Origin of the sequence: Pseudomonas sp. PS01270 (genome assembly GCF_029959775.1) — a bacterium.
In the GTDB taxonomy this organism is placed as follows: Bacteria; Pseudomonadota; Gammaproteobacteria; order Pseudomonadales; family Pseudomonadaceae; genus Aquipseudomonas; species Aquipseudomonas atacamensis.
Genome location: NZ_JASCPT010000126.1, coordinates 1 through 15,660 on the forward strand (window position 1 = coordinate 1; position 15,660 = coordinate 15,660).

The following is a 15,660-nucleotide window of genomic DNA, read 5'->3' on the forward strand; positions in this document are numbered from 1 at the left end:
TGCGGGGGGGCGGCCGACCTGGGCGGGCTTGCCCACGAAGGGCGCGACTCGTTCTATCGACCCTGCACAAACCTCAATTCGACACCCGCTCATTGGCAAACATGCTCACCGCATCCACCGCCTCACTGGCGCCATCGCGAATCTGCAGAATCACCGTGCCGGCCTGATTGGCCAGTTCCACGCCTTCTGCGGCGCGGTCGCGGGTGCCTTGCATGCTTTTGATCGCCTGCCGTGTTTCGCTCTGGATCAGACTGATCATGGTGGAGATCTCGGCGGTGGAGCCGCTGGTGCGCGCCGCCAGTTGCCGTACTTCATCGGCCACCACGGCAAAGCCGCGGCCCTGTTCACCGGCGCGCGCGGCTTCGATGGCGGCGTTGAGGGCGAGCAGGTTGGTCTGATCGGCGATTGCGCGGATGGTGTTGACGATGGCGGTGATCTGCTCGGAGCGGTCGCCCAGTTGCGCGATCAGCGTTGAGGACTGGCTGATGTCCTCGGCGATTTCGCGCATTTCGCTGGCAGCCTGTTGAATCACCTGCGTACCTTGCTCGGCGACTTTTCGCGTCGCTACCGAGATGTGGTAAGCGGTGCTGGCACTGCGTGCGTCCTGTTCGTGTTGCTCGACACGAGCGGTAACGTCAGACGCGAACTTCACGACTTTGTACAAGCGCCCCGAAGCGTCGTAGACCGGGTTGTAGTTGGCCTCCAGCCAGACGATCTGACCGCGCTTATCCACGCGCTCAAACTGTCCGTGGAAGAACTCGCCCTGATTCAGGCGCCGCCAGAAATCCTGATAGGCGCCGCTGTTGACCAGCGCCGGGGTGCAGAACAGGCGGTGATGCTGGCCCTTGAGCTCTGCGAGGCTGTAACCCATGCGCGTGAGAAAATTCTGGTTGGCGGTAAGAATGTTGCCGTCGAGATCGAACTCGATCACCGCCATCGCGCGATCGATCGCCTGCAGCTTGGCGTTGGCCTCGTTCTCCTGCTGCACCTTGGCGGTGACATCCATCGCGTACTTGACCACTTTGATCACCCGTCCCGACGCATCCTTGATCGGGTTGTAACTGGCCTCCAGCCAGATCGGCTGGCCTTTGCTGTTGACCCGTTCAAAGGTGCCGGACTGGAACTGACCGTTTTTCAGGCGTGACCACAGCTCAGTGTACTGGGCACTGCGACCGAACTCTGGTGTGCAGAAATGCCGGTGCGGCTGGCCGATCGCCTGGGCAGCCGTGTAACCCATGGTCTTGAGGAAATTGTCATTGGCACGCAACACCACGCCATCAAGATCGAATTCGATCACCGCCATCGAACGGTTGATCGCTTCGAGCATCGCAGCTTGGTCAAAAACGGTGTGTTGCAGTTCAGCGAGGGCGGCTTTCTGGCGATTGAAAAACATGCTTGCGATACTCGGGAAGTGGGGAAAATCAAAAGGATTCAGTCCCTATTCCTGCGCCGGCAGACCGAAATGCACGGACGGCATTCGGTGGTGACTGCTCAATGCCAGCGTTCCGTTACTGGCAGATGGCTACTTATACAAAACTTAATAAAGTTGTACAAGAAAGGAATTTTTCACAAGTTTGTATAACTTTTCACGAGATTAGTTGTACACGGCTCGACGAGCCGGTGATTCACCGCTGATACAGTGCCAGGAACATCTCCAGCGCCGACTCGGCAACTGCATTCTGCGCGTCTGGATCAAGGGCCGCGCGACCCAGCGAGATCTGCGGCCAGAACGCGAATGCCTTGAGCAAACCTTGTACTTGATGCGCGGCAAATTCTGGATCCACCGGCTTGAGCCGTCCGTCGGCTTGCGCCGCGCGTATCCAGACGGTCAGGCCTTCCTCGCGCTCGCCCATGCGCTCGATCATGTTCTGCGCACGTTCGGGGGAATGAATGGTTGCGGCAATCGCCACCCGGGCGAGGGTGAGAAAATTCTCGTCAGCCATCATCTGCACTTTTTCTCGCAGCATCAGGCGCAGCTGCTCATGCAGCGGTTGCTCGCGATCGTAGATCACCGACGGCTCGGCAATGATCCGCGCCCACAACTGATTAAGGATCTCGGCGAACAGCTCTTCCTTGCTCGGGAAGTGGTTGTACACCGTTCGCTTCGACACGCCGGCCGTGGCGGCGATCTTGTCCATGCTGGTGATTTCGAACCCGTGGGCACGGAATTCGGCGATCGCTGCCTGGATGATGGCTTCGCGTTTGCGGTCGGTGAGGCGTTGTGGAGCGGTCATGAGCGGACTTCGGCAGAGAAGGGGGGAAATTACACTCGGCAGTTTACTTGGCGCCGGCTTTGATGCAACCTAGAAACTACACCGCTCAGTGTAATGTTGCGTTAATCCTCGCACCTTACAAACCAGAGCGTTTGGCCTTTGCGTGCAGCTTGGCCATTTTCATTTCCCGTGGAATACCGTGCAGTACACGGTTTTTCGGAGTCGTTCAGTCATGGCCAATCCAGTCTCTCTCCCGGACAACACACCCACGCCTGAAGCCTCGCGCCAGGCTCAAGGGCTGTTTCGCAATCATGCGCCGGTGCAGCGCGAAGGGGTACGCAAAATGCTGCGGATCATGTGGAACATGATTTTCCACAAACCGCGCGACACCCGTCCGAGCGCCGCCATTCCTGTGCAGCCGCTGACCCGTGAAGATCTGCTCGCAGCGCCCAATCACAGCGTTTACCGCTTGGGGCACTCGACGCTGTTGCTGAAGCTGCGTGACAAATTCTGGATCACCGACCCGGTCTTCGCCGAGCGCGCCTCGCCAGTGCAATGGGCTGGCCCGAAACGCTTCCACCAACCGCCGATCAGCATTGACGAGTTGCCACCGATCGAAGCGGTGATCCTCTCCCACAATCATTACGACCATCTCGACTACGAAGCGGTACTCAAACTCGCCAACAAAACCACGTACTTCCTGACCCCGCTGGGCGTGGGCGACACCCTGATCAAATGGGGCATCGACGCCAGCAAGGTGCGCCAGTACGACTGGTGGCAGGGCACCGAAATCGCCGGTATCCGCTTCGTCGCCACCCCATCGCAGCACTTCTCCGGCCGTGGCCTGTTCGACGGCAACAGCACGCTGTGGGCGTCATGGGTCATGATCGATGCCGACACACGAATCTTCTTCAGCGGCGACAGCGGTTACTTCGACGGCTTCAAACGCATCGGCGAACAATACGGCCCGTTCGACCTGACCCTGATGGAGACCGGCGCCTACAACGTCGAATGGCCGCACGTGCACATGCAACCGGAAGAAACCCTGCAAGCCCACATCGATCTTAAGGGCCGCTGGCTCTTCCCGATCCACAACGGCACCTTCGACCTGGCCATGCACGCCTGGCATGAACCGTTCGACCGCATCCTTGCCCTCGCGTGGGAACGCAGTATTGCGATTACCACACCGCGGATGGGGGAGGCGTTCAGCCTTACGCATCCACAACGGGGGAGTGCGTGGTGGATGGCGGTTGAAGAGGAGGGGGAGGCGCTTGCTCAGAATGCCTGACGCGTTCGCCTCAAGCGAATACCACCTCAATACGGCCCTCTTTCCGTGATCGGGGGGCCGATTTGACTACAATTTGCACATCTCGTCCGAGACGTGAAAGGCATTCCATCATTTTGGCCTCACTGATTCCGCGAAATTTGCCACGCAACATTTCGGAAAGCTTGGGTTGTGATAGTCCCAAGATTTCTGACGCCTGAATCTGAGTGAGATGACGCGCCTTAATGATTGCGCCAATTTTCGCTGCGAGCTGCGACTTCACCTGCATTTCACTTGCATTGGGTAAGTCCAGATCGTGATAGACGTTTCCGCTACCTACTTCAATCTCCATGGTTTTCTGATCCTTTCGCATGTTCCTGGGCGGCTCGAAGTCTGTTTCTGATCAGATCAATGTCCGACTGGGCGGTTTTAATCCCGCTTTTCGACTTTTTCTGAAAGCAGTGCAAAACGTAAATTGCACTGCCAAAACGAACCGTATAAATGGCGCGGTAGGTGTCGGTGTCGAAATCTTCTATCAACTCCAGGACACCTGCGCCTCCGAACCCTTTCAATGGTTTTGCATCTGAATACTTCAGGCCACATTGAGCCAGATCCAGTGCGTGACCAAAAACGTCTTGTACCTCTGTGGGCATCTGCTTGAGATCTTTTTTACTACTGCAGACCCACATAAGCGGCTTCCTTGCACTCATGCGAAATATACCTATTTTGGGATAATTATCAAATTGCCATTTCAGTCAGCCATCGCAAAATCCCCACGCCCCACCGATTCCCCAGCCATAGCCTGCGCCCTGACACTGCGCCCCGGTGCAAACCCCGGGAAGAACACCAACCCCTGCGCTTCGAACCGATAAGCCAGTGCCAGTCTCGCGGCGTCCGCCACGTCCTGCTGCGCTTCGAACCGCTGGATATCTGCCACCGCCACCTCGGCCTCGCGCGACAGTTGTTCAATGCTCCAGCCCAGCATGGCGCGGGCCTGGACGCAGTGGGTCGGGGTGAACTGGAAAAGGGCAATGCGTTCGAGGACGTGGTTCATCGCAAGAGAGGCCATGGTGTGCTCCGGGCTCAAAAGTGCTGATTGAAAATGTACTGTGTTTTTGTACAGTTGTTTTCGGCCGGGATCAAATGCATTTTTCGAGTTTGCCTAGTTCGTCGGCTCCAACCAGACGGACGGTGCCTGTCCCAGCACTCGCCGAAACATCGTCGAAAACGCCGCCGGGCTCTCGTAGCCGAAGTCCAGGGCAATCCGCGTCACCGCTTCCCCCGCCGCCAACCGTGCCAACGCCTGCACGACGCACGCCTGCTGGCGCCACTGACGAAAGCTGAGCCCGGTCTGCTGCCGAAACAATCTGTTAAAGGTACGCAAGCTTATGTGTAACTGATCGGCCCAATCCTGCGGGGATTGATGGGTGTTGGGCATGTTCAGAAAGGTCTGACACAGACTGAGGAGCTTTCCTTCGGCGGGCATGGGAATGTGTAGGGCAAGGGGCGCGCTGCGTGCCAGTTCATGCAAGAGCAAGTTGATCAGCACACCGTCGCGTCCGGCCTGGTCGTACATCAGTGGCACGTCCACCGCTTCCATCAGCAAATGCCGCAGCAGCGGCGACACATTGAGCACTTGGCAGTCTGGCCCCAGATCCACCTTGCCCGGTTCGATATACACACTGCGCGTGCTCACCCCGAGCATCAACACCTCATGGGCCACGCCCGGCGGAATCCACACCGCGCGTTGCGGCGGCACCACCCAATTACCGTTCCGAGTGCTGACTTGCATCACGCCGGTGGCGCCGTAAAGTAATTGCCCACGGCGATGCGTATGAAACGGGAGTAGGCGGCCGTGGGAATAATCGGTACCGATGGCCACGACCGGGCGAGGCGTGTCATCGAGCTGATTGATCGAAATATTGCGCATCAGGCGTGTTCCAGCGATTGGCGTAAACGCGAACATTATTGGCCCAACTACTGAAGCCGGCCAGTGAATCACGCTCTAATGTCCTGGGCTCCCCCGATCCTGGACGCCCACCATGTTCTACCTCCTGCTTACGCTGTTCGGTTGCCTCACCGGCATCAGCGCCGTGCTCTTCGGTTTCGGCGGCGGCTTCGTCATCGTGCCGCTGCTCTATCGCATGCTCACCGCCAGCCATGCAGCCGACGACCCCATCGCGCAATCGGCCATGCACATCGCCGTGGCCACCTCGACCTGCGTGATGATCGTCAACGCCCTGATCGCCACACGCAAACACCAACGCGCGGGCAATCTGCTCCGGGACTACCTCTGGCCATTGGCCGGGGTTATCGGCGTGGGCGCGGTCGTCGGCGCCATCGCTGCGATGTGGGTCAGCGGCCAAGTGATCCGCTACGCCTTCATCGCCTACCTGGGCGTGACCATCGTCGATTGCCTGCTGCGCCGAGGATTTCTCACACAGTCCCAAACCACATTCCCACGGCGACTGACCACGACGGAAACATCCGCCGGCGGCGTAGGCATCGGCGCCATCGCGACGTTTCTCGGTGTAGGAGGAAGCGTCATGACCGTTCCGCTGCTGCGCCGCTGCGGGCTGACCATGTCGCAAGCGACCTCCATGGCCAATCCGCTCAGCGTACCGGTAGCGTTGGCCGGGACGCTGACCTACATGGCGCTGGCCGGTTTCACCGGGGCTGATCTGGGCGTTTGGTATATCGGGTATGTCGATGTCCTGGCGTTTGCGCTGCTGACGGTTGGTTCGTTGCTGGGGATCAGATTGGCTGCGCGATGGATTGGGCGGATACCGGATCGGCTGCATGCGCGCGTGTACATCGGTTTACTTATGGTGGTGATGATCAGCATGTGCTTGAGCTGAGCGCGACGGCGCTCGATTCCAGCGCGCAAGCTCGCCATAATCCGCAGCTACTTTCGCGGGCAGTTGCTCGCTTATTCAAGGATGAAGTGATGTACCGAGGACTGTTACGTCTTTTTGCTGTTTTTCTTCTAACGGGTTCTTTTGTCTCGACGGCAACTTGGGCCGAGACCGGCGCGCAGTTGTTCACCGGCACGTTGGGTAAATCGTCTATCGTCCTCGAAATAAATCCTCGTACCGGAGAGGGACGTTACTTTTACAAGAAGTACCGCAAGGATCTACCACTCGACGGTGCTCTGGACGGGGAAACGCTTGTGCTGGAAGAAGGCTCGCGGATAGACGACTCACGCCCGACCTTGCGTCTGCGGCCGACAACTGATGGTTGGTATGGCGAGTGGACGAGCACCGCTGGGAAAAGCCTGAAGATCAAGTTACAGCCAGCCGTCATCCCCGATGTAGCGGATGATGCCTTGCCCTTTTTCACCACACTTCACGACAAGTACCCTTATGAATACCTGCGGCTGCAGGGCGTCACACTCAAAAAAGGCAACATCGACACCTTCATGGGCTACACGCTGCAGTGGTGGAGCGAGCCGAAGACAGGCACTTCTCTGTTTGAAGTGGTCTCGGGTTATTCCCTTGAAGAGCGTCGACGCATCAACCAACAATTGATGGCGCGTTTGTGGAGCGAGGTATTGTCGTCTTATGGATGTTCAGGCAGTTACGCGCAGTCGAGCCAACCACTGTGGATGTCGTCAACAGTGATGAGTGTTCTAATTTCATCAGATTATTTCTGCGGCGGTGCCTATCCGGATCAAAGCCAGGATGCGCTCAACTTCGACACTAAAACAGGCAGACTCCTGACCCTTGATGATGTTTTGTGGGTGGGGCAGGGCAAGCCATTGCATTTCCAACGAGAGGGCGACTTCGGCGGGGAGGCGTCCGGCTCGTCTGATTCCTGGTCTAACTACCGCAGTGAGGAACTGGCACCCTGGCTGGTCGCGCAGCTGCTGAAACTCTACTCCAGTGAAATGACCGTTACCCCCGAAGGCGAAAACGACTGCAACTACGACGAGAGTTATCCCTGGCAATTTCCCGGTTGGCACTTCACGGAACTGGGCATCAAGCTCGAGCCATCATTTCCCCACGTCGCGGCGGTCTGCGGATTCGTCGACTGGAGCGTTCTGCCGTACACAATCGTCAAACAACATCCGGGCGGGGTTGCACTGCAACTGCCTTGATGTCGCGTTTACTTTCATGCGCAGCCCCTCGATTCCCGACCACAACCCCGCCATAATCGCCGCGAATTTATCCGCGCCGGCCCTCAAATGCCGGCGCGACCTCTGACTCTTTCAAGGAACGATCAATGCTCAAGGGACTGATGCGCCTGGCGCCATGCGCTGCTGTGCTGTTCTCGCTGATTCCAAGTGTCCACGCCGATGATGGCCGACGCGTGTTCACCGGCACGTTGGGCAAAATGCCGATCGTCGTAGAGCTCAATATCACGCAGCAGGACGAAGTAACCGGTCGGTACTTCTACGAAAAATACCATCGTGATTTGCCGCTCAGTGGCGCGTTGCAGAACAGCACGCTGACCTTGACCGAGGGCAATAATCGCTATGGTGACGACAAGCCGCTGTCAACGTTGGAACTTGAAGAAACCGGCAGCGGCTGGCAGGGCGAATGGAAAAGTCCGCAGGGCAAGAAGCTGCCAGTGAAACTCATCGAGGCCAGACTTACCGCCCCCACCTCATCAACTTTGCCGTTCATTGCTGCTTTGCCCTACAGCGAGCCTTACGAGTATTTGCGCCTGCAGGGACTCAAACTGAAACCGGCGAAGAAAGAAAACTTCATGGGCTACGACCTGCAATGGTGGACAGAGCCTGAGACAAAGATTTCCCTGTTCAGCGTGGAGTCCGGATTGTCGAAAGATGATCAGCAACGGGTTAACCAGCAGTTGCTTGGACGCCTCTGGAATGAAGTCATCAGTTACCACGGCTGCCAGCTGCAGGGCGGCGAAAACGTCGAATTTATGCAACAGGTGCAACCGAAAATGATCTCGCCAGCCGTGGTCAGCCTGAACATCTCGACCAGCTATTACTGCGGCGGCGCGCATCCAGACTTCGGCGATTCACCGCTCAACATTGACGTCAAAACCGGCCACCCGCTGTCCCTCGAAGATGTGCTGTGGGTCGGTGAGGGCAAACCACTTTTACATGCCGAACGCGACAGCTTGGGCGACGAACCTCTGAGCAAGTACGAAAGTAACGCGCGCTATCAGTACGTAAGCAAAGAGTTGGTGCCGTGGGTGATCAAACAATTCACGGCCCTGTACCCCAATGAAATGAAGACACCGACGGGAGATGACGACTGCAACTTCCAGGACGAAAGCATCTGGGGGACTTCACCTTGGTACTTCACCGAGAAGGGCTTGTACCTCGGCGCGTACTTCGCTCGCGTGCAACGCTCTTGCGATAGACCTGACTGGTCGATCCTGCCGTACTCCCTAGTCAAACAACACCCTGGCGCCGTAAAACTGCAACTGCCCCAAGGCTAGCCATCACTCCAACCCCGGCGCTTCACGAATAATGAAGTGATCCAGGTTCTCGATATTGGCATTGAAGACCTCGAAAGGTTTTTCGGGGTTCTTCTTGCCGGGTACCTGCTTCAACTCCGGCGTCACCCCATAGAAGAAACAGAACAACGCCTTGTCGCTATCCACCGCGTGCTTGATCTCTTCCAGAAACGCCTTGCGCTTGCGGTAGTTGTCGATCAGCTTCTTGTTCAGATAAACGCTGACCGGATACGGCTTCTTCTTACTGTCCTCGGGCTTCTTGAACCAGACCTTGTCCTCGAAATCGATCCGAAAACTGGCACTGTGGAAGTCCTCGATCTTCTTGATCCGCCCCCAGTAGATCAGCCCCTTGTTGTCCGTAAGATATTCGATCTTCTTGAAGAACGAACTGTACGGCGCCGTATGCTCGCCAATCTTCAACGGCATGCGCTTGAGCAAATCCTTGTCGGCGAAGTTGGAAACAAAACACTCCACCGGATGCGCAAACACACTGGTCTTATCCGGCGCCGACTCACGACTCGCTGACTCCTTACCACTGTCTGCCACCATCCGAACCGGATCATCGCGCAACACATCCGCCGCCCCCGCTGGCGTGACAGGCTTGCGTACATACTCACGCCGGGTCAGCAATAACTCCGATGGGAAATGCTCCTCACGCCCGTCATCCACCTCGCCATCCGCCGTCTCAACGCCAGACGCCGACGCCTTCAAACTCACATACGGGCAACCCGCCACATGCTGCGTAGTGGGCAGATTCTTGAAGTGCGGCGTGCGCACGTAATTCACGTTCTTGGCGTTGAACGTACCCAATTCGTTGGAAGCCTCGAACGCCGAACGACAGGCATCGTTGGGGCACAGGAAGTGTTCCTTCGCAGAGTCGAAGGCCACCGTCTCATCGAAATTGAGATCGCGAACGTCATAGATCGACAACTTGTCGTCGAGGCTGAGGCAGTAGGCGAGATCGAATTTCATGGTGGGGCTCGGATCCTTGAGTGGGGGAGGGGTATTAATAGCGGGAGGCGGCGCGGGTTGCACTGATTGTTTTCAGGATGATGCGGGATTTGTGGGAGGTAGCCTGCTGGCGATTTTCGGCATCAACTCAATACCCAATTCCGACTCCCGGCCGGCAGCAACACATTTCAATCGTGGTGAGGGGATTTATCCCCGTTGGGCAGCAAATGAGGTTAGTCAGACAAACTGCAATTATTCCTTTTCGAGTCTGCCAACGTTGGCATAAAGCCAAGCAGTGAAATCCTCTCGGTCATCCGAATGGTGGCAACGCTGGTGACAGTTGGGACACAACGCCACAACATTCGTCTCAAGGTCCGAACCCCTTTGCGACAGGTGCTTGACGTGATGCACTTCTAAAAACGGTTTCCCATCCTTTTCAAATGGCGCTGCTTTGCCACAACCTTCGCACTTGCCACCAGCTTGCTGACGAACCCAGCCCCTCAATTCAGGATCGCGAAAGTAAACCTTTCTAGTGGAAGTCGTTTGGATCGGTGTTTTTATCCCCTTAGGGACGTAATCAAATTGCTTTCGCTCAAATTTAGCCGCGCGTTGCTCAAGCAATGCTTCGTCCGCCGTTGGATTGGAATCTTCAAGTGTCAGGACGGTAGAAGCATCAAGCGCCTTACGGATGCTGCGCGCTACATTCGCCCCAACATTCTTAGCAGGTTTGTAACCTTCAATACGCTGTTGACCCAGTTCGACCAGAACGGTAGAGATGTTCTGCATCCGGAACTCAACGGAACCCTTAGTCCGACCGGCTAATGGGCCTTCACGCAAAATGCGATTTTCCTCAGTCTTGACGAATTTCTGACCGCTCTGCTCAAGTGCCAGCATCTTAAGATAGGCATCGACCGCCGCCTGAATCTCTACGTCACTCCAGTCGCTGTTACTTTTTTCTATAACCATGACAGTCGCCGAGGGTTGAAACCCTCGGACGATACTGAGTGGCCATTACTGCTGTCTAGGAAATTTCCTACAGGGAAAAGCGACTGATCCTGCCAAATCCTACCAATGCATCGTTAACCTAATTACCGCTTATCGCCCATAAAAAAGCCCCGATCAGATCGGGGCTTTTTTGCTTTCTCGATTCGCCGACTTAAACCGCAATCGTCAAATCATGCCAAGCGAGACCATTAGTCCCAGCTCAACGCACCACCAGTTTGGTATTCGATCACGCGAGTCTCAAAGAAATTCTTCTCTTTCTTCAAGTCCATAATCTCGCTCATCCAAGGGAACGGGTTGGTGGTCCCTGGGTACTCTTCTTTCAAACCAATCTGCGACAAACGACGGTTAGCGATGAACTTCAGATAATCCTCCATCATCGCCGCGTTCATACCCAACACACCGCGAGGCATGGTATCCCGTGCGTATTCGATCTCCAGCTGCGTACCCTGCAGGATCATCTGGGTCGCTTCTTCCTTCATCTCAGCATCCCACAAGTGTGGGTTTTCGATTTTGATCTGGTTGATCACGTCGATGCCGAAGTTCAGGTGCATGGATTCGTCGCGCAGGATGTATTGGAACTGCTCGGCGACGCCGGTCATTTTGTTGCGGCGGCCCATGGAGAGGATTTGGGTGAAGCCGCAGTAGAAGAAGATGCCTTCCAGCACGCAGTAGTAGGCGATCAGGTTGCGCAGCAGCTCTTTGTCGGTGTCCGGGGTGCCGGTTTCGAACTTCGGATCGGAGATCGAACGAGTGTATTTCAGGCCCCAGGCGGCTTTTTTCGCGACCGATGGGATCTCGTGGTACATGTTGAAGATTTCGCCTTCATCCATGGCCAGCGATTCGATGCAGTACTGGTAGGCGTGGGTGTGGATCGCTTCTTCGAAAGCCTGGCGCAGGATGTACTGGCGGCATTCCGGATTGGTGATCAGGCGGTACACGGCCAGGACCAGGTTGTTGGCAACCAGGGAGTCGGCGGTGGAGAAGAAGCCGAGGTTGCGCATGACGATGCGGCGCTCGTCGTCGGTCAGGCCTTCCGGGTTTTTCCAGAGGGCGATGTCGGCGGTCATGTTGACTTCTTGCGGCATCCAGTGGTTTGCGCAACCGTCCAGATACTTCTGCCAGGCCCAGTCGTACTTGAATGGCACGAGTTGGTTGAGGTCGGCGCGGCAGTTGATCATGCGCTTTTCGTCAACGGCGACACGGGCGGAGGCGCCTTCGAGTTCGGCGAGGCCTTCGGCGACGTCGAGGGAGTTCAGTGCAGCCTTGGCGCGGGCCACGGCGGCCGAGTCGTCGGCGGTGACGGCGCGGGCTTCCAGCGCTGCGGCGCCGCCGGCGTTGTCGAGGCGGTCCATGTTGGCTTCGCTTGCGTGGCCGGCGTTAGCGCCTTTCACGGTTGCGACTTCACTGTCTTCTTTATCGAATTCGTCCCAGCTCAGCATGACGTGTCGTCTCCTGCGTGAGGGCTTGTGCCCGTGTGAAACCTGATGGGTTGGTTTTTCACACGGCCAAACAAGCCGCGTTGGATGTCGTTTTTTGCAGCGCTGCACGCAGGCAAATAAACAGAAATTTTGACGGGTTCCGAGAGCCTCTGATGGGCGCAATCAGCGTCGGGCACTGTTGCGGGGCTTCAGAATGGCTTTTGCTCCCTGTAAGGGAATATTGCTGACCCGTATAGGGCGGCATTATAGGGAAATTTTTACCGGCGTGGTGCGGCGAATCGGCTCATGGCGAGGCCGAGGAGGGGGTGGATTTCGATCCGACCGAGGGATTACAGGGCTTTGCGCGGAGTCGACCCCGGCAGATTTTTTTTCGTTAATTTTTTGGCAGGTGTTTTTTTGTTTAAAAAATAGCCAGAAAAGCGGGTTTTTCACTATATCTAGTGTTTTGCAAGCGTTTTTCACGGCTTCAGACACAACTGAGCCCGACCGAGGTCGGGCTGGAATCGACCCTCAATGTAGCGCTGAGCGATCCGATTCGGTGCAGTCTGATTCAGTTCGTGCAGCCGTTGCCCATGATGCTGTAGCGCAGGATGTGGCGTTGGCCTTTGGAGTCGTCGTATTCCATTTTCGCCGGTACTACTTCGCAGACATTTGGCACTTCGCTCATCGATACAACTTTGGCGATGTCCAGATGCGTGGAGTAAGTGTATTCCTCGATGACCGGTTGTTGCTGTGCGACATCAGTCGGGACCTCATCTGCCATGGCGGTTGCGCACAGACTGCTGAGGGCCAGAACCAATAAAGCTTTCATTTCTAATTCACCTTTTTGAGGTCGAGTGGGGTCACGCAACCTTTTTAGGGTTGCGTGTGGAGCTTGAGTATTTGATGCGTTACTTGGAGAGCTGGATTAACGGCCTTCGTGGGGGCTGTAACTTTGTTAATCGCGGTTGCCTTGTTGGCGAGGTGAATTTTAGGGCGGTGGGATGCAGGTAAACAGGGGCGGTTTTGATAAACACTTTTGATAGATTTGGTAACAATCGATTGAGGTCTTGGTGTCCGGCCGGATGGGGTTTGCCTGACGGACCGCGTTGACTGCATCGCTGGCAAGCCAGCTCCCACATGGAATGCGGACATTTTGTAGGGGCTTGTTACTACCATCGTCGAATGGTTCTATGGCCCCCACCCGGCTACAACGGGGTCATACAAAAACAACTATTACACCGAGGTAGGAAAGATGAGTGCGGCTTCTCTGTATCCCGTTCGTCCCGAGGTTCTGGCAAACACGCTGACTGACGAGGCGACCTACAAAGCCATGTACCAGCAGTCGGTCGTCAACCCTGACGGCTTCTGGCGCGAGCAAGCCAAGCGTCTGGACTGGATCAAGCCTTTCACCACGGTGAAGCAGACGTCGTTCGACGATCACCATGTCGACATCAAGTGGTTTGCCGACGGCACCCTGAACGTTTCCTATAACTGCCTCGACCGTCATCTGGCCGAGCGCGGCGATCAAGTCGCGATCATCTGGGAAGGCGACGATCCTTCCGAAAGCCGCAACATCACCTACCGCGAACTGCACGAGCAAGTGTGCAAACTGGCCAACGCCCTGCGTGGTCAGGACGTGCACCGTGGCGACGTGGTGACCATTTACATGCCGATGATTCCCGAAGCCGTGGTCGCCATGCTGGCCTGCACCCGGATCGGCGCGATTCATTCGGTGGTGTTCGGCGGTTTCTCGCCGGAAGCGCTGGCCGGTCGCATCATCGACTGCCGTTCGAAAGTGGTGATCACCGCTGACGAAGGCATCCGTGCCGGCAAGAAGATTTCCCTCAAGGCCAACGTTGACGACGCCCTGACCAACCCGGAAACCAGCAGCATCCAGAAAGTCATCGTGTGCAAGCGTACCGGTGGCGACATCAAGTGGAACCAGCATCGCGACATCTGGTACGAAGACCTGATGAAGGTCGCGGGCACCGTTTGCGCGCCGAAAGAGATGGGCGCCGAAGAAGCGTTGTTCATCCTTTATACCTCCGGCTCCACCGGCAAGCCGAAGGGCGTGCAGCACACCACCGGCGGTTATCTGCTGTATGCGGCGATGACCCACGAACGCGTGTTCGACTACCGTCCGGGCGAAATCTACTGGTGCACCGCCGACGTCGGCTGGGTCACCGGCCACAGTTACATCGTCTACGGCCCGCTGGCCAACGGCGCGACCACCCTGCTGTTCGAGGGTGTGCCGAACTACCCGGATATCACCCGGGTGGCGAAGATCATCGACAAGCACAAGGTCAACATCCTCTACACCGCGCCGACCGCGATCCGCGCGATGATGGCCTCGGGTCAGGCTGCCGTGGAAGGCGCCGATGGCAGCAGCCTGCGTCTGCTCGGTTCGGTGGGCGAGCCGATCAACCCGGAAGCCTGGGACTGGTACTACAAGAATGTCGGCAAGTCGCGTTGCCCGATCGTCGATACCTGGTGGCAGACCGAAACCGGCGGCAACATGATGAGCCCGCTGCCGGGTGCTCACGCGCTGAAGCCGGGTTCGGCGGCGCGTCCGTTCTTCGGGGTGGTGCCGGCGCTGGTCGACAACCTCGGCAACATCATCGAGGGCGAGGCCGAGGGCAATCTGGTGATTCTCGATTCGTGGCCGGGTCAGGCGCGTACGCTGTACGGCGATCACGATCGTTTCGTCGATACCTACTTCAAGACCTTCCGTGGCATGTACTTCACCGGTGACGGCGCGCGTCGCGATGCCGACGGTTACTACTGGATCACCGGGCGCGTGGACGACGTGCTCAACGTTTCCGGCCACCGCATGGGCACCGCCGAGATCGAAAGCGCGATGGTCGCGCATCCGAAGGTGGCCGAAGCTGCGGTGGTGGGTGTGCCGCATGACATCAAGGGGCAGGGCATCTATGTCTACGTGACCTTGAAGAATGGCGAGGAGCCGACCGAGCAACTGCGTCTGGAGCTGAAGAACTGGGTGCGCAAGGAAATCGGCCCGATCGCTTCGCCGGACGTGATCCAGTGGGCACCGGGGCTGCCGAAGACCCGTTCGGGCAAGATCATGCGCCGCATCCTGCGCAAGATTGCCACGGCGGAATATGATGGGCTGGGCGACATCTCGACCCTGGCGGATCCGGGTGTGGTGCAGCATTTGATTGATACGCACAAGACCATGAATGTTGCTTAAGCGTTAGAAGCATAGGAGCCCTGTCCGGTGATGCCGGATGGGGCTTTTTTGTGTCTGGTGGATTTGTGTCGATCGGGCTGGCCTCTTCGCGAGCAGGCTCGCTCCCACAAGGAAGTGGGCGCATTTCAAATGTGGGAGCGAGCCTGCTCGCGAAGGCGATCTGTCAGA

At 57.1% G+C, this 15,660-nt stretch carries 15 protein-coding genes; 5 read left to right on the top strand and 10 right to left on the bottom strand.

Translation table 11 applies throughout. From position 1 onward, the window contains the following. Positions 1-73: 73 nt before the first annotated feature. A complete protein-coding gene (locus tag QMX86_RS23605; RefSeq protein ID WP_282386007.1) occupies positions 74-1,393 on the bottom strand; it encodes a PAS domain-containing methyl-accepting chemotaxis protein in 1,320 nt (439 codons plus the stop codon). A gap of 232 nt (positions 1,394-1,625) precedes the next feature. Continuing rightward, complete coding sequence (locus QMX86_RS23610; RefSeq protein WP_122507664.1) at positions 1,626-2,234, bottom strand: TetR/AcrR family transcriptional regulator; 609 nt, start codon at positions 2,232-2,234, stop codon at positions 1,626-1,628. Between the two features lie 211 nt (positions 2,235-2,445). Between QMX86_RS23610 and QMX86_RS23615 the strand changes: the two genes are divergently transcribed. Continuing rightward, a complete protein-coding gene (locus QMX86_RS23615; protein ID WP_282386011.1) occupies positions 2,446-3,501 on the top strand; it encodes an MBL fold metallo-hydrolase in 1,056 nt (351 codons plus the stop codon). A gap of 10 nt (positions 3,502-3,511) precedes the next feature. Here the strand turns inward: QMX86_RS23615 and QMX86_RS23620 are convergent, their stop codons facing one another. The 4 genes from QMX86_RS23620 to QMX86_RS23635 all read right to left on the bottom strand — a co-directional run bounded on the left by QMX86_RS23620 (position 3,512) and on the right by QMX86_RS23635 (position 5,407). Then, on the bottom strand, positions 3,512-3,829 hold the full coding sequence (locus QMX86_RS23620) for a helix-turn-helix transcriptional regulator (RefSeq protein ID WP_122602120.1): 318 nt from the start codon (positions 3,827-3,829) through the stop codon (positions 3,512-3,514). Continuing rightward, complete coding sequence (locus QMX86_RS23625; protein WP_262136717.1) at positions 3,819-4,166, bottom strand: type II toxin-antitoxin system RelE/ParE family toxin; 348 nt, start codon at positions 4,164-4,166, stop codon at positions 3,819-3,821. Before QMX86_RS23625 ends, QMX86_RS23620 begins: the two co-directional genes overlap by 11 nt. 62 nt (positions 4,167-4,228) lie before the next feature. Beyond that, entirely contained in the window at positions 4,229-4,546 is a 318-nt protein-coding gene (locus QMX86_RS23630) for an XRE family transcriptional regulator (RefSeq protein WP_243240889.1), read from the bottom strand. A gap of 93 nt (positions 4,547-4,639) precedes the next feature. Continuing rightward, complete coding sequence (locus QMX86_RS23635; protein ID WP_282386020.1) at positions 4,640-5,407, bottom strand: helix-turn-helix transcriptional regulator; 768 nt, start codon at positions 5,405-5,407, stop codon at positions 4,640-4,642. Between the two features lie 112 nt (positions 5,408-5,519). Here QMX86_RS23635 and QMX86_RS23640 point away from each other — a divergent pair, with 112 nt between their 5' ends. The 3 genes from QMX86_RS23640 to QMX86_RS23650 all read left to right on the top strand — a co-directional run bounded on the left by QMX86_RS23640 (position 5,520) and on the right by QMX86_RS23650 (position 8,889). Beyond that, the gene (locus tag QMX86_RS23640) at positions 5,520-6,335 is read left to right on the top strand and encodes a sulfite exporter TauE/SafE family protein (RefSeq protein WP_282386021.1); all 816 of its coding nucleotides are present in this window, start codon (positions 5,520-5,522) and stop codon (positions 6,333-6,335) included. After that, positions 6,323-7,573 (top strand): hypothetical protein, encoded by a 1,251-nt coding sequence (locus tag QMX86_RS23645; protein ID WP_223630880.1) that lies wholly within the window; start codon positions 6,323-6,325, stop codon positions 7,571-7,573. The genes QMX86_RS23640 and QMX86_RS23645 overlap by 13 nt, the downstream gene beginning before the upstream one ends. A 125-nt stretch (positions 7,574-7,698) precedes the next feature. Next, the gene (locus QMX86_RS23650) at positions 7,699-8,889 is read left to right on the top strand and encodes a hypothetical protein (protein ID WP_282386023.1); all 1,191 of its coding nucleotides are present in this window, start codon (positions 7,699-7,701) and stop codon (positions 8,887-8,889) included. Between the two features lie 3 nt (positions 8,890-8,892). On the opposite strand, the gene QMX86_RS23655 is transcribed toward QMX86_RS23650, so the two are convergent. From QMX86_RS23655 to QMX86_RS23670, 4 genes are all read right to left on the bottom strand, one after another. Beyond that, complete coding sequence (locus QMX86_RS23655; protein WP_282386024.1) at positions 8,893-9,879, bottom strand: hypothetical protein; 987 nt, start codon at positions 9,877-9,879, stop codon at positions 8,893-8,895. Positions 9,880-10,110: 231 nt separating this feature from the next. Continuing rightward, positions 10,111-10,824, bottom strand: coding sequence for an HNH endonuclease signature motif containing protein (locus tag QMX86_RS23660; RefSeq protein ID WP_282386026.1), 714 nt, complete (start codon positions 10,822-10,824; stop codon positions 10,111-10,113). Between the two features lie 227 nt (positions 10,825-11,051). Further along, positions 11,052-12,302 carry a ribonucleotide-diphosphate reductase subunit beta gene (locus tag QMX86_RS23665; RefSeq protein WP_039757978.1) on the bottom strand — a complete coding sequence of 417 codons (1,251 nt, stop codon included), beginning with the start codon at positions 12,300-12,302 and terminating at the stop codon, positions 11,052-11,054. Positions 12,303-12,852: 550 nt separating this feature from the next. Further along, positions 12,853-13,113 (bottom strand): DUF2790 domain-containing protein, encoded by a 261-nt coding sequence (locus QMX86_RS23670; protein WP_007912695.1) that lies wholly within the window; start codon positions 13,111-13,113, stop codon positions 12,853-12,855. 423 nt (positions 13,114-13,536) lie between these two features. Here QMX86_RS23670 and acs point away from each other — a divergent pair, with 423 nt between their 5' ends. Then, positions 13,537-15,492 (top strand): acetate--CoA ligase, encoded by a 1,956-nt coding sequence (gene acs / locus QMX86_RS23675; RefSeq protein WP_186551463.1) that lies wholly within the window; start codon positions 13,537-13,539, stop codon positions 15,490-15,492. The last annotated feature ends 168 nt before the right edge of the window (positions 15,493-15,660 follow it).